The organism is Caballeronia sp. dw_276 (genome assembly GCF_018449635.1).
GTDB lineage: Bacteria > Pseudomonadota > Gammaproteobacteria > Burkholderiales > Burkholderiaceae > Caballeronia.
In genome coordinates, this window is the sequence record NZ_JAAVUV010000016.1 from 17,481 (window position 1) to 31,598 (window position 14,118).

General features: G+C 60.2%; 11 protein-coding genes. 8 read left to right on the plus strand and 3 right to left on the minus strand.

Annotated elements, in window-relative coordinates:
* The first annotated feature begins 115 nt into the window (after positions 1-115).
* Positions 116-430 carry an antibiotic biosynthesis monooxygenase gene (locus tag HB633_RS27155; RefSeq protein ID WP_213781395.1) on the plus strand — a complete coding sequence of 105 codons (315 nt, stop codon included), beginning with the start codon at positions 116-118 and terminating at the stop codon, positions 428-430.
* A 32-nt stretch (positions 431-462) separates the two neighbouring features.
* Entirely contained in the window at positions 463-2,292 is a 1,830-nt protein-coding gene (locus HB633_RS27160) for an FAD-binding oxidoreductase (protein WP_213781262.1), read from the plus strand.
* Here the strand turns inward: HB633_RS27160 and HB633_RS27165 are convergent.
* Positions 2,273-3,100, minus strand: a complete 828-nt coding sequence (locus HB633_RS27165; RefSeq protein ID WP_255581199.1) for a hypothetical protein — start codon at positions 3,098-3,100, stop codon at positions 2,273-2,275. The genes HB633_RS27160 and HB633_RS27165 overlap by 20 nt on opposite strands.
* A gap of 213 nt (positions 3,101-3,313) precedes the next feature.
* Between HB633_RS27165 and HB633_RS27170 the strand changes: the two genes are divergently transcribed.
* Complete coding sequence (locus tag HB633_RS27170; RefSeq protein ID WP_213781263.1) at positions 3,314-5,098, plus strand: hybrid sensor histidine kinase/response regulator; 1,785 nt, start codon at positions 3,314-3,316, stop codon at positions 5,096-5,098.
* Here the strand turns inward: HB633_RS27170 and HB633_RS27175 are convergent, their stop codons facing one another.
* Positions 5,099-5,800: a response regulator transcription factor gene (locus tag HB633_RS27175; RefSeq protein ID WP_213781264.1), complete on the minus strand. Its 702-nt coding sequence runs from the start codon at positions 5,798-5,800 to the stop codon at positions 5,099-5,101. It abuts the gene before it with no gap.
* A 177-nt stretch (positions 5,801-5,977) separates the two neighbouring features.
* Positions 5,978-6,745, minus strand: a complete 768-nt coding sequence (locus HB633_RS27180; RefSeq protein ID WP_213781265.1) for an SDR family oxidoreductase — start codon at positions 6,743-6,745, stop codon at positions 5,978-5,980.
* Positions 6,746-6,973: 228 nt separating this feature from the next.
* On the opposite strand from HB633_RS27180, the gene HB633_RS27185 reads away from it, so the two are divergent.
* The 5 genes from HB633_RS27185 (at position 6,974) to HB633_RS27205 (ending at position 14,114) form a co-directional block, all read left to right on the plus strand.
* Entirely contained in the window at positions 6,974-8,470 is a 1,497-nt protein-coding gene (locus HB633_RS27185) for an acetyl-CoA hydrolase/transferase family protein (protein ID WP_213781266.1), read from the plus strand.
* A gap of 409 nt (positions 8,471-8,879) precedes the next feature.
* Positions 8,880-9,992, plus strand: a complete 1,113-nt coding sequence (locus tag HB633_RS27190; protein WP_255581200.1) for a sugar ABC transporter substrate-binding protein — start codon at positions 8,880-8,882, stop codon at positions 9,990-9,992.
* A gap of 78 nt (positions 9,993-10,070) precedes the next feature.
* Positions 10,071-11,603, plus strand: a complete 1,533-nt coding sequence (locus HB633_RS27195) for a sugar ABC transporter ATP-binding protein (RefSeq protein ID WP_213781267.1) — start codon at positions 10,071-10,073, stop codon at positions 11,601-11,603.
* A 17-nt stretch (positions 11,604-11,620) separates the two neighbouring features.
* Positions 11,621-12,634 (plus strand): ABC transporter permease, encoded by a 1,014-nt coding sequence (locus HB633_RS27200; RefSeq protein ID WP_213781268.1) that lies wholly within the window; start codon positions 11,621-11,623, stop codon positions 12,632-12,634.
* A gap of 34 nt (positions 12,635-12,668) precedes the next feature.
* Entirely contained in the window at positions 12,669-14,114 is a 1,446-nt protein-coding gene (locus tag HB633_RS27205) for an aldehyde dehydrogenase family protein (RefSeq protein WP_213781269.1), read from the plus strand.
* The last annotated feature ends 4 nt before the right edge of the window (positions 14,115-14,118 follow it).

The following is a 14,118-nucleotide window of genomic DNA, read 5'->3' on the forward strand; positions in this document are numbered from 1 at the left end:
GGCCACCGGCCTTACGCAAGCCGCAGCGGACGTTCCAGGCCAACTCGCACAAGCCCCGGACGATGGCGATAAACTGGTGCGCCGTCGCACTTTATCGAGCAAAGGAGCTGACCTCATGTATATCGCCATGAACCGTTTCAAAGTGGCCCTCGGATCCGAGACCGCATTCGAAGACCTCTGGACAAGCAGGGATACGCATCTCAAGGAAGTCCCGGGTTTTGTGGAGTTCCACCTGCTGAAAGGTCCTCAAAAGGAAGATCACGTACTCTATTCCAGCCATACGATCTGGTCGAATTACGATGCTTTCGAAGGCTGGACCAAAAGCGACGCTTTCCGCGCGGCACATCGCAATGCCGGCAATGAAACGCGCTCGCTTTATCTCGGGCATCCGGAGTTCGAAGGATTCGAGGTGATTCAGACGGTCAGGTAGATACGTCGATAATAATGAGGTGACGCGACACCATGTGCGCTTTGGACAGGCGGACTTTGCTCAAGGGAGCGCTGGCCGCGCCGCTCGTTGGCGGCGTGCCGGTACTGCCCGCGCTCGCGGCTTCATCTGACGGGCCTACCATGCGGCGCGTGCGCCCGGGCGAACCCGGGTGGCCGTCGGCGCGGGAATGGAGCGCCTTGAACGATGCAGTCGGCGGCCATCTGCTCAAGGTCGAATCGCCGCTTGCCGCGTGCGCGCAATCGCCGTCGAGCAACGCATGCACGGATCTCTTCGAGCAGATCAAGAACCCGTATCTCATCAGCGATACACCCGCGCTCACCCAAACGTCCGGGTACCTTGATGCATGGACATCGGCGCCAAGCGTCTACGCGCTCAATGCAACCAGCGCACGCGACGTGGCGCGAACGGTGGACTTCGCCCGCAGACATCGCTTGAGGCTCGTGGTGAAGGGCGGTGGGCACAGTTATCAGGGGACATCGAACGCGGCGGACTCGCTGTTGATCTGGACGCATGCCATGCACGAAGTCACGCTCCACGATGCGTTCATTCCAGAGGGTTGTGAAGGGCGGCAAGCAGCACAACCGGCCGTGACGGTAGACGCAGGCGCGCTCTGGAGCCACGTCTACGATGCCGTCACCACACGCGCCGGCCGCTATGTCCAAGGCGGCGGATGCATGACCGTAGGCGTTGCGGGACTCGTTCAGGGCGGCGGCTTCGGCAACTTCTCCAAGCAGTTCGGCACGGCGGCGGCGTCTCTGCTGCAAGCCGAAGTCGTCACCGCCGACGGCGCCGTGCGGATCGCAAACGCGTGCTCGAATGCGGACCTCTTCTGGGCGCTGAAGGGCGGCGGAGGCGGGAGCCTTGGGGTCGTGACGCGCCTGACGCTCAAGACGCACGAGCTCCCGGCGCAATTCGGCGCGGTTTTCGGCACGGTCAGGGCATTTTCCGATACCGCGTTCAAGCGCCTCGCCGGCGAGTTCATGCGATTTTATGCAAGCAGTCTTTTCAATCCGCATTGGGGCGAGACCGTGAGCTTTCGCGGTAACAACACCCTCAATATTTCGATGCTCTTCCAAGGGTTGGATGACGATCAGGCCGCGCATGTCTGGCAACCGTTCTTTGACTGGGTCGCGAAATCGCCGGGCGACTTTCAAATGCCTAAGGCCGGAAAGGTCATCGCAGTACCCGCGCAGCGCTTCTGGGACCCGGCCTTCATTCAGGCCCATGCGCCAGGCGTGATGACCGCAGACAACCGTCCGGGCGCGCCTGCCGACAACGTCTTCTGGAGCAACGATGCAGCGGAGGCGGGGCAGTTCCTGTACGGCTACCACTCGACGTGGCTGCCTGCGTCGCTGTTGAACGAGGGCGAACGGGCGCGTCTCGTCGACGCGTTATTTGCCAGCACGCGCGAGTGGGGCGTGACGCTGCATTTCAACAAGGGACTCGCGGGTGCATCGAACGATGCGCGGACGGCCACGCGCGATACTGCCATGAACCCTGCCGTACTCGATGCCTTCGCGCTCGCGATCATCGCGGGCGAAGGGCCGCCTGCATTTCCAGGTATCGCGGGGCACGAACCCGATATCCGCGCTGCCCGATCCGCGGCCAACCGGATCGCAGCGGCGTCGGTGGCGCTTCGCACCGTGGTGCCGCGCGCGGGATCGTATGTATCGGAGAGCAATTTTTTCGAGCGCGACTGGCAGGACGCGTTCTGGGGCGCGCACTATCCGAGACTGCTGGCAATCAAGAAGCAATACGATCCCGACGGTTTGTTCTTCGTGCATCACGGCGTGAATTCGGAACAATGGAGCGACGACGGATTTACGCGGCTGCCGGCGTAGCCGGGTATTCGCCCGCGTGTTCAAACGGGTAGCCATTTACCCCGTTGACGGACTCCGCCGCAAGCAGGTCGAGCACGACCAGCATGACCGGCTGATGCTCCACGCTGATCGCGATGCCGACTATATCCGTCAACCAGCAGCCGATCTTTGTCGCGGCAAAATCCGCCGGACGCACCGTTTTCCTTAGCGCGACGCCCAGTTTGACAGCACGATAATGATAAGAAGGCACCTTATGGTCCGCCGCGATACGCGAGAGTCCGCCCTTGCGGCCGGAATCGCGGCCGAGCGTTCCTGCAAGCACCACGCGCTCATGCCGGTCGAGCGTGCGTATAAAGGAACGCGCCATTCGCCGCACGCGTGCTTCATCGAGACCATATTGCAGGAGCACCGAACTGACGGGGTCTTCGATAGCCTGGGCATGTTCATCGACTTGCTGGTCGATGCCGCTCACTTCCATCGATACATTGCGCTGATGGCTCGCGCTGCGCAGGCAATCGATCAGATAGCGCCTGAAATAAGCGCAAATGGCGTAGTTATTCGATGGCGCGCTTTCGGCGCTGGATTTGGCCGTGGTATGACCCGGCTCGAGACGCAGCACCTTGGCGTAGATAAACTGCGCGACGAGTTCTTCCTTGTCTTCGCGAAGGGACTGGAGTTCGAGCGGGTGGTACGCGCGCAACGCGCCGCGCACCAGATGGTACATCGACACCATTTCGTCGTGCGACAGATGTGTGCGGCGGCGCCAGAGATCCGGAAGTATCGCGGTGTCGGGGCTCGCCGCACGCGCGTGCATTGTCATGGTGTCCATGTTGTTCTCCCTCGTATGTTTTATTGGATGTCGAGCGAAGTATGGTTACCGGACGCGGGTTGCGCCATATGGCTAAAGTAATAGCCGTCGGGTAAACTTGTGTAAGGTCTCAAGGCGCTCGACGCCCCCACCGTTATAGCCAGCGTCGTTTCAGCAAGTCGTTCCCACGTGCGTCAGCCAGGCGCGCATCCGGCAAAAAAAGGGGCTGACAAGATGCAGAACGATCCAATGCGGCGCGAAATAGATAAAGACCTCGCCAAGGTTCTCTATGCTCAGGACCCCATTGCATTCTTTACACACTGGTTATCCATTGCGGCGTTAAGCGCCGTTTATTTTGGCTCCATTGCGCAGCACGGGCTTTTCACGGCCTGGATTGTCTTCTATAGCATTGCTAATTTTGGCGGAATTGCACTATGGGCCTGGAACCGCTATTGGCCGGAAACGTTCACGCCACGCAGATGGATCAACCTTCACGCGCTTCGCAGTATCGTGCTGTACAGCGCGCCCGGGCTTTCGATCTGGTTCGCGTTCCACAGCCAGCAGGCCGATCTTCCTGTTCTGCATACGGTGCTGCTGGTGACGCTGGCGGCGGGCGTCTTCATGTCGAGCGGGTTCGACCTGTGCAATTTTTCCAGCGCGATACCGTTGCTCCTGGTGCCAGCAATGGTGCTGAACTTCAGTTCGCCCACGCGCGACCGGATTGTGGTCGGCGTGGTGCTCGTGGTGTTTTTTGTCGCGATGAACGTGTACGCCGCGCGCTATCGGACGCTGTTTCGGCGTGTCGTCGAGGCGCGGGTAAATCAACAGCGCCTTGCTGAATCGCTTGCCATACAGCAGCGCGTGACAGAGGAAGCCAGTCGCGCGAGAACGCGTTTTTTCGCGGCGGCAAGTCACGATTTGCGCCAGCCGCTGCACGCAATCGGCCTGCTGGCGGAATCTTTGAAGGACACGCTGGCGTCCGCTGCTCAGCGCAGCGAAACAGCGGACAGCATCATTGCAAATGTCGAAGCACTGAACGGGCTTTTCAATCAGGTACTCGACCTCGCGCGCCTCGAGAGCGGCGTTACGCAAGTGATACCGCTGCATTTCCGGCTCTCGGAGATTTTCGGCCGCATCGATACCCAATACCGTCCGCTCGCCGCCGCCAAGGGTCTCGCGTTGCGCATCGCGCCGACCGATGCAGTCGCCTTTTCTGATCCCGTCCTGCTCGAACGCGTGCTTGGAAACCTTATATCAAATGCCATTCGATACACCGAGCGCGGCGCAATATGGATGGGCTATCGAAGTGGCCGGATCGAGGTACGCGACTCGGGAATCGGCATTGCACCGGAGGAACACGAACTCGTATTCGAAGAGTTCTACCAAGCAAGGCTGCCGGATAACAAACCACGGCAAGGACATGGACTCGGTTTGCCGACTGTCAGACGATTGGTGAATCTGCTCGGCGGCGACGTTACGCTGCGTTCAGCCGCGGGGCGCGGCACGACGGTCGGCGTGCCCGTCAAGCGCGGCGACCCGGATCTGATCACCATCACCGCAAGGCTCAGCGATCCGGCATCGGTCGGACCAACGGCGGCGGGGCGGCGGATCCTTTGCATCGACGACGACCCCGCCATTCTCGCCGCGCTCGAACGTTTGCTTGGCCGCTGGGGATGCATTGTGCGAAGCGTGCGGGACGAGCGGGCGGCGGTGCAGGCCGTTGAAGACGATTTTGTTCCCGATGCGCTCCTGTGCGACTACCAGCTCGGCAATCACCGTACCGGCGCGCAAGCCGTGCGCGCAGTGCGCCAGGCGCTCTGGGAACGGGGCGATGGCGACATCGTCACGCTGATGATCACGGGCGATATGGCGTCCTCCGAACTCAGCACGCTCGCCGCGCAAGGCATTCCCGTGCTGCACAAACCCGTGACGCCGGCCCGCTTGCGCCGCACGCTCGATGCCCTCTGGCAGCAAGGCGAACGCAATGCCGCCCTGGAGCGTCGTCCGCCGGCATCGTAATTAAAGCGTGCGGCCCGTTTCCAGCCAGCCGCTGATCAACGCGATCGCCGCCGACCGGTTGTGTACGCAGAGCGCCCGGAACATGACGGACAGATGCACCTTGACCGTTCCCTCTGCGACCCCGAGTTCACGCGCGATCATCTTGTTGGTCCAGCCGCGGTACACGAGCCGCATGATTTCTTGCTGCCGGGGTGACAGGTTCTCCATCAGATGCCGATGATGCGGCTGGATGCCTACCGGTATCGCCTCTACGACCGCCGCCCCCGAACGCTCTGCGGCAGGGGCTGTGACCTGTCCAGGTCCGAGCAGACTAAGTGCTTCAATAGGAACGTAGGCGCCGCCGAGAAGCACGAGTTCGATCGCCTTGAGCATGACGCTCGCAGGTTCGCGCTTCGGCACGAAACCGAGTGCACCGGCTGCCAGCACCGCACGCATTTCGTCTGCAGATTCTTCCGCCGACAACACCACCAGCGGCAATGCCGGATTTGCCTTCAGCAGCGTTTGCAGCGACGCCGCGCCTTCCATGCCGGACATGTGCAGATCGACGATGGCGAGGTCGTGGTTCGCGTCCGGCCGGGCCGCCGCGGCGAGCGTTTCCCAGCTATCAGCTTCGTCGAACTGGGCGTCGGGGTCGAGTCCGCGCAGCAACGCCTTCACACCTTGGCGGATCAGTTCGTGGTCATCGGCCACCAGAAACCTCATGGCATCTCCGTGTTGCAGGCCTGCTTGATCGAATGGCGGTCTTTTGGTCTTTTTTGAAGCGGTCTCTTGAAGAATACGTAGCTTGTGTTCGTTGTGGCAAACGGATTCTTTATCGGTGTATCCGCGTGCGCTACTTAAACGAACGAACGAAAGGTTTTTTTAATGCGCAGTCAGGCGTCAAAGCACGGCAAGCCATCCGCCATCTACATAGATGATTTGCCCGTTCACATAACTCGAGGCCGCCGATGACAAAAACACCGCCGTGCCGACAAGTTCCTCCGGCGTGCCCCATCGTTGCGACGGGTTGCTGCTTTTCACCCACGCGTCGAAGGTGGGATTCTCGACCAGCGGCTTGTTCATGTCGGTGAGGATATACCCCGGGCCGATCGCGTTCGCCTGGATATTCTCGGCCGCCCATTCCGCGCTCATCGCGCGCGTCAGCATCTTGATGCCGCCCTTCGCGGCGGTGTACGCGCCCACGGTCGCACGCGCACCTTCGCTCGTGAGCGAGCCGATGTTGACGATCTTGCCGCCATTGCCGCGCGCGATCATGCGCCTTGCTGCTTGCTTCGACACGATAAACGCGCTCGTGAGATTGGTATCGATCACGCGTTGCCAGTCGCTTAGCTCGAGCTCGATCAGTGGCTTTCGAAACTGTATGCCGGCGTTGTTGATGACGATATCGATCTGCACGCCTTGTTCGTCCCAGTGGGTGAAGGCATCGTGGACGGCTCGTTCGTTGGTGACATCGAACGCTCGGCCTTGAGCGTTCAAGCCTTTGTTCGCGAGACGCGAGACCGCTTCGTTCACGGTATCGGCGCGCGTTCCATTGATGATCACGCTGGCGCCCGCGTTCGCGAGTCCTTCAGCGAGCGCGAAGCCAATGCCACGCGCCGAACCGGTGACAAGCGCCGTGCGTCCGCTCAGATCGAAAAGCTGTGTCATGCGTGGGTCCTTGTGATGGCGGGTTGTCGTGCACTGGAGGTACAAGGACGCATTGTAGTTTGGCTGGATCGATGCGGCGCGGAGTCGCATTTCGCAGCACGCTGTTGCACTGATTTTTCGGCAGAACCTTATAGGCGTGGAGAAGGTGGCGCGGCATGCTGACGCCACCGCAACCAGAACGCAGTCCCGTCAATACGTGGCGGGCTCGCGGAACACGCAAGGACGACCATGTTTCAAGAACGCATTCGATGCAAATCACTGCTTGGCAAGATCATGTCAAGTGACGAAGCAGCGCAGTTGATCCACGACGGCATGATCGTCGGCGCAAGCGGTTTCACGCGCGCCGGCGACGCCAAGGCCGTGCCCGCCGCGCTCGCGCAGCGGGCGCAGCGTGAAGGCAAGCCGCTCGCCATCACGCTGATCACGGGTGCATCGTTAGGACACGATACGGACAGGAAGCTTACTCAGGCAGGCGTCCTTGCACGCAGGATGCCGTTCCAGGTGGACAGCACATTGCGCCGCGCGATCAACGCCGGCGAGGTGATGTACATCGACCAACATTTGTCGGAGACGGTGGAACACTTGCGCACGAACCGCCTTGGTTCGATGGACCTCGCGATCATCGAGGCCGCCGCGATCACCGAAAGCGGCGGCATTGTGCCGACCACATCGATCGGAAATTCCGCGACGTTCGCTGCATGCGCGCAGAAGGTGATCATCGAATTGAATCTCGCACAGCCTGCCGCGCTCGAAGGTCTTCACGACATCTGGTCGCCGGCAGAACGTCCTTCACGCCAGCCGTTGCCGATCGTTCACTGCAATGACCGCATCGGCGAACAAACCATTCACGTGCCGCTCGAAAAGATCGCGGCAATCGTGATAACGGATATGCCGGACAGTCCGTCGACCGTCGAGAAACCCGATACCGATACGGCGCGTATCGCCGGGCATTTGATCGAATTTTTCCAGCATGAAGTGTCGCGCGGACGCTTGCCGAAAGCGTTGCCGCCGCTGCAGGCGGGTATCGGCACGATTGCGAATGCGGTGTTGTCGGGCTTCGCCCGTTCGCCCTTCGAAGCGCTGACCATCTATTCCGAAGTGCTTCAGGATTCCACGTTCGAGCTCATGGATGAAGGCAAGGTGAGCTTCGCATCGGGCGCGTCCATTACCTTGTCCGCCGATTGCCAGCGGCGCGTGTTCGAGCATCTATCGCGCTATCGAGACAAGCTTGTGTTGCGCCCTCAGGAAGTAAGCAATCACCCCGAAGTGATTCGCCGGCTCGGATTGATTGCCATCAACACAGCACTCGAAGCGGATATTTATGGCAACGTGAACTCCACGCATGTGGGCGGCACGCACATGATGAATGGCATCGGTGGCTCGGGCGATTTTGCGCGCAACGCGTCTTACGCAATTTTTGCGACCAAGTCCGTGGCGAAGAACGGCGCCATATCGAGCATCGTGCCGATGGTCCCGCATTGCGACCACAACGAACATGATGTCGATGTGATCGTGACCGAAACGGGTCTCGCCAATCTGACGGGGCTCGCGCCGAGGGAACGGGCATTGCAAATCATCGAGCACTGCGCTCATCCGCAGTATCGCGATTTGCTACGAGATTATTTCCGCGATGCATCGAAGTTCGGAGGGCATACGCCGCACGATTTGCATGCCGCGTTCGGGTTTCATACGCGCTTCGCCGAAACCGGAACCATGCAGCGCTGATCTCCTGAACAACTTCGAAAATCTTCCTTTCTTCAAGAGCACATCGGTTTTCGCCTATTAGCCGATGCGCTCTTGCATGTCTATCTGGGTTAAGCGGTTCTACCGCGTTCCTGCCAAAGCCGTATCAAAAAGTAGTGTTACTACGGAAAGATGCGCGTATTGAGCTGACGCGCACCGCGCAACATCGTAATTTTTACGGTATTAGGGTCGTTGTAAACGCACTGCAGCAAATTTATTGCGACAATACAAGCATTTAAGCCACGTAAACCCTAGATTGTGGTTGACCGTCGACTACTCTACATTGCGTCGTAATACTACGACTCGAATAACTGTTCACTACGACTTCGGCGACCGACGCGAGCAGTCGAAAAGCAGAAATCGCCTGTACTGCCATGAGAGGAGACAAACCATGGATGATGATTCAAAGGCCGTCGCTTCAAAGTCAGCTTCAAAGCCTGTTTCCCGTCGCAAGTTTCTGGTCGATATGGCCGCTACAGCAGGTGCGCTTTCACTTTCGCAACTAGCGCTCGCGCAGCAAAAACCGCTCGTGCCCTTCAGTAACAAGAGCCTCGATTACTACTTCTTTGCGACGCAACAGGAAGCCGTGAAACGGGCGGTCGAGGCAAAGGGCTGGACCTTCCAGGCGGTCAACGCGAACTTCAGCACCACGACCCAGCTCGAGCAATGGCAAAGCCTGCTGCTCAAGAATCCGGCTGCGATCATCGCCGATCCGATCGATAGTCAGGCTATCGCAAGCGTGATCAAGAAGTACAACATGAAGAAGATTCCGGTCGGCATCATCGATACACCCGCGCTTGCCGGCGATGTCTCGATCACCGTCGACTTCGACAATTACGCTGGCGGCGTGATGGCGGCCGAAGCCATCATTGCGGCGCTCAAGAAAAAGAATGGTTCGGCCAAGGGCACGGTGCTGAACTGCTACGGCGCGCTGCAATCGGTCGCGTGGCGCTTGCGCAAGGAAGGGCTCGAGGCGACGTTCAAGAAGTATCCCGACATCAAGCTGATCAGCCGACCGACTGAAGGGCTGCTCAAGAACATGCTGTCGGTAACGCTCGCCACGCTCTCGGAATATCCCGATCTCGACGCGGTCCATGCACCCAGCGATTCACCGGCGCGCGGCATTGTCACCGCGTTGCAGCAAAAAGGTAAGTGGAAGAAAGTTGGCGAGCAGGGCCATGTGATTTTCGTCAATATCGATGGTGAACCGGCCGCGCTGCAGTGGATCGGCGACGGTTACATGGACGCGGTCGTATCGCAGGACCCGATTGCTTACGCGCAGATCACGGTCGAGATGCTCGACAAATACTCGCTAAAAGGCCAGCCCGTGCCGCTTGGGCCGTATCAGAACAGCCAGTACTTCTGGGAGAAGGCCGAGATCACGAAGTCCGTGACGGGTCCGAGTCTCGTGATCCAGCCTTTTGTCGTCGATGGAAGCTCGGTCAAGGACAAGCGCCAGTGGGGCAACATCGCTTACAACGAATGGGGTCTGCGCTACAGCTGAGCCACCGGCCTGGCGCATGTTTGAGTCTTCCGGTCCGCGTCACGGCGTGGACCGGTAACAGCAACCGGATGGTCGGACATGGCAGATACCAGCAGCACGGAATACATTCTCAGGACCCGCGACATCGTGAAGCGATACAAGGCGGTCGTCGCGCTCGATCGCGTGTCGGTCAACATCCGCCGCGGCACGATTCACGGCCTGCTCGGGGAAAACGGTGCGGGCAAATCCACGCTTGTCGGGCTGATTTCGGGCTTGATATCGCCGACGGAAGGCACTATTGAATTCGCGGGCGAAGAGGTCCAGGGCTTCGACGTCAAGCAGATGGAAGCGCGGGGCGTGTTCCTCGTCACGCAAGAGCCGATGATCGTCGAGTCCATGTCGGTCGCCGACAACCTGATGCTCGGACATTGGCCCGTGAAGCGCGGCTTCACCAAGACGGTCGATCAGCGTGCACTGATGGCGAACGCGGTAAAAGCGCTGGAAGGCACCGGGCTCGACCCGCGCATGTCCGCGCGCGAACTCTCGGCGGTCGCCAAGCGCAAGCTGAACATTCTTCGTGCGCTGTATAGCGGCGGCAAGCTGCTGATCCTCGATGAACCTACCGCTGCGCTCACGCTTGCGGACCGCGATCACCTCTTCAGCTTCATGCAAAGCCTGAAGGCACAAGGCGTGAGTTTCGTGTTCATCTCGCACTACAACGAAGAGATCCTGAGCATCTGCGACGGCGTGACCGTGCTGCGTAACGGGCGGCTCGCGGGGGAGATGGACAATCTCGACGGTATCGATTCGGATGCGTTGTCGGAGCTTGTGATCGGGCGCGACGTGCCGTTGTTTCACCGGACGCGTGGTGAGCGTGAGACTTCGAGTGATGCATCCTGGCAGGTCAGCGGACTCGAAGCACGCAACATCAATATCGATTCATTCAGCATCAAGCCCGGCGAGATTGTCGGCTTTGCGGGCTTGCCGGGCTCCGGCGCGAAGGAGTTCGGCCTCGCGTTGTTTGGGCTTAATCGTGCAATCCGTGGCCGCATCAAACATGACGGTCGTGAGATGGATTTTCCCGATCATCCGCAGACGGCGTTTGCGAACGGCATCGCGTATTTATCCGATGACCGGCATCGCGATGGACTCGTCGGCCTGCAAAGCATTGCGCAGAACATCACCATGTCGAGCCTGGCGAAGGTATCGAAGGCGGGCGTGATCGATGCACCCGCCGAGCGTTCCGTAGTCAAGCGCTACTTCGAACATCTTCGGGTCAAGGCGGCGACGCCGAAAGTGCTGCTCGGCACGTTGAGCGGCGGCAACCAGCAGAAGGTGTGTCTTGGTCGCGTGCTCGCCACGGACCCCAAGCTCCTGATCCTCGATGAACCCACGCGCGGTATCGACGTAGGCGTGAAAGAGGAGGTCCACCGCATCATCGATGCCCTTACGCGCGAAGGCTTGAGCGTGATCGTGATCACGAGCGACCTCGACGAGATGGTGCGGATGGTGGATCGCGTCTGCGTGTTCGTGGATGGCCAGGTGAGTCACGAATACACCGGCGCGGACATCGATAAAGACACTATCCTGCAGTCGGCATTCGGCGCCGCCAGCAGCGCACTTACACACTAAAACCCAGGAGACGGATCATGCAACAGAGGAGCAACATCTCCGCAAGCGTCCCGCCATCGGCGCCGGTCACAGCGGCCAAGCGGCCCGCGAAAAACAGCGTGCAATGGCTGTTCCAGAATGTGGTGTGGCTGTGGCTTGCCGCCCTCGTGATCGTATTCGGCGTGCTCAATCCGTTCTTCTTCACGGTCTCCAACCTGCAGAACGTGCTTGTGCAGGCGACCGTGCTCGGGCTGCTTGCGCTGGCGGTATCGTTGCCGTTGATGGTCGCGGAGATCGATTTGTCGATAGCGAGCAACATGGGATTTTCGGCGGCAATCGGCGCGATCATCAGCACGCGCCTTGGCATGTCGCCAGCGATCGGCGTGCCGCTTGGAATTGCTGCGGCGACGGCTATCGGTTTCTTCAACGGCCTGTGTGTCACGCGCTTGCGGATGGTCTCGCTGATCCAGACGCTCGCCGTGATGATCGTATTGCAAGGCTCGCTGCTCGCGGTCACGCAAGGCAACACCATCTCGGACATGCCCAACAGCTTCATCTGGATCGGGCAATACACCATCGGCAACTGGCCGGTCATGCCGGTCGTGTTCCTGGTTGCGCTGATCGGCATGGGTTTCATGTTGCGCAAGACGGTGCTCGGCCGAAGCCTTTACGCGACCGGCGGCAACGCGCTCGCAGCGAATTCAGCCGGTATTCGCGTGAACCGCGTGAAGGTCATCGCGTTCACGTTGTCAGGCTTTCTTTCCGGCGTCGCGGGTTATTTGCTTGCCGCGTGGCAAATGGCGATCACGTCGGACCAAGGCGAAGGATTTTTGCTTTACGCGATTGCCGCGCCGATCATCGGCGGGGTCAGCGTGTTCGGCGGACGCGGCGGCGCGGCGGGGATCCTCGGCGGCGTCCTGTTGCTGACGGTGATTCACGTGGGGCTTGCGATTACGTCGGTGCCATCTTTCTACGTGCAGATGATCGGCGGCGTGCTCATCTTTATCGCCGTGGCGGTCGATGCCATTCGCGTGAACTTCGTCGCGCAATGAGCCGGCTCAACGTACTTTCCAGGCATTCAACGACATGACCGATCCAAGACAGTGCGAGATGTACATTGACGGCCGCTTCAGCAACAGCGGCGCGACCGAATGGCTCGACGTGATGAACCCGGGCACGGAAAAGGTCATCGCGCGCGCGCCGGATGCACGTGCTGAAGTTGTCGATGCCGCCGTGGCCGCCGCCAAAAAAGCCTGGCAAACATGGCGATGGACCAACCCGTTCGAGCGCTCGCAAATCCTGCATGCGATCGGCGATAAAGTCGCGCAAGCCGAACGCCGCATCGCCACGGCGATCACCGAAGAGATGGGCAAGCCGCTCGGCGAAGCGCGCGGCGAAGCGAAGAAACTCGCGAAGGCGTTCCACTACTACGCGGAAGAAGCGGTACGTGTGTTCGGCAGCACCATCCCGAATGAGGACGAAGGGTTCATCAGCATTGTCGAGAAGGAACCTGTGGGCGTGGTCGGGGCAATTGCGCCGTGGAATTATCCGGTCGAACTGATTGGATGGAAACTCGCGGCGGCGCTGGCGGCGGGCTGCACGATTGTTGTGAAGCCATCGGAATACACGCCATCGAGCGCGCAGGAATTGTTTCGATGCCTGGACGAAGCCGGATTGCCGCCGGGCGTTGCGAATCTTGTCATGGGCGCGCGCGAAACGGGGCGTCTGCTGGTCGGTCATCCCGACATCGATAAAGTCGCGTTCACCGGATCGCAAGCGGCCGGCGAGGATATCTACCGGACGGTGCGCGGTATCACGCCGCTTTCGCTGGAGCTTGGCGGAAGCTGTCCGTTGATCGTGACGGGGCACGCGGATATAGAACGTGCGGTCGCAGGCACGTTGCGCCGCGCGTTTCGCAATGCCGGGCAAATTTGTATATCGATCAATCGCGCTTATGTGCACGAGTCGGTCTATGGGCGCTTCATCGAGCAACTGGCGGCGGGCGCGCGCGGCCTCGTTGTCGCGGACGGTCTTCAACGCGAAGACGCCGATGTCGGCCCTATGACAACCCGCGCGGGCGTGGCAAAAGTCGAGCGTCACGTCGCCGATGCACGCGAACGCGGCGCGCAGATCCTGTGCGGCGGCGGACGTCCGGATGGCGCAACGCGTGGTCTCTTTTACGCGCCGACGGTTATCGCCGATTGCAGGCCCGATATGCTGGTAATGCACGAAGAGACCTTCGGGCCGGTGATTGGCGTGGCGCCGTATCGTTCGCTCGATGACGCCATCGCCGAAGCAAACGGCACGCCTTCGGGCCTTGCGGCCTACGCGTACACGGAAAACATCAAGGAGAGCTTCACGCTGAGCAAGCGGCTCGACTTCGGCAACGTATCGATCAATCACGTCGATGCCGGCATCATGAACGCGCCTTACGGCGGCCGCAAGCAAAGTGGCTCGGGCTATGAGCACGGGCACGAAGGCATGGAAGGCTACCTGCATCTCAAGCACGTGCGGCTTCGGCACGGCGCATGACGGG

Bases quoted from the DNA above. Each gene is read 5' to 3' on its own strand.
- HB633_RS27170 (WP_213781263.1), top strand. From the start codon at position 3,314: ATGCAGAACGATCCAATGCGGCGCGAAATAGATAAAGACCTCGCCAAG.
- HB633_RS27160 (WP_213781262.1), top strand. From the start codon at position 463: ATGTGCGCTTTGGACAGGCGGACTTTGCTCAAGGGAGCGCTGGCCGCG.
- HB633_RS27155 (WP_213781395.1), top strand. From the start codon at position 116: ATGTATATCGCCATGAACCGTTTCAAAGTGGCCCTCGGATCCGAGACC.
- HB633_RS27180 (WP_213781265.1), bottom strand. From the start codon at position 6,745: ATGACACAGCTTTTCGATCTGAGCGGACGCACGGCGCTTGTCACCGGT.
- HB633_RS27190 (WP_255581200.1), top strand. From the start codon at position 8,880: ATGGATGATGATTCAAAGGCCGTCGCTTCAAAGTCAGCTTCAAAGCCT.
- HB633_RS27205 (WP_213781269.1), top strand. From the start codon at position 12,669: ATGACCGATCCAAGACAGTGCGAGATGTACATTGACGGCCGCTTCAGC.
- HB633_RS27165 (WP_255581199.1), bottom strand. From the start codon at position 3,100: ATGGACACCATGACAATGCACGCGCGTGCGGCGAGCCCCGACACCGCG.
- HB633_RS27200 (WP_213781268.1), top strand. From the start codon at position 11,621: ATGCAACAGAGGAGCAACATCTCCGCAAGCGTCCCGCCATCGGCGCCG.
- HB633_RS27195 (WP_213781267.1), top strand. From the start codon at position 10,071: ATGGCAGATACCAGCAGCACGGAATACATTCTCAGGACCCGCGACATC.
- HB633_RS27185 (WP_213781266.1), top strand. From the start codon at position 6,974: ATGTTTCAAGAACGCATTCGATGCAAATCACTGCTTGGCAAGATCATG.
- HB633_RS27175 (WP_213781264.1), bottom strand. From the start codon at position 5,800: ATGAGGTTTCTGGTGGCCGATGACCACGAACTGATCCGCCAAGGTGTG.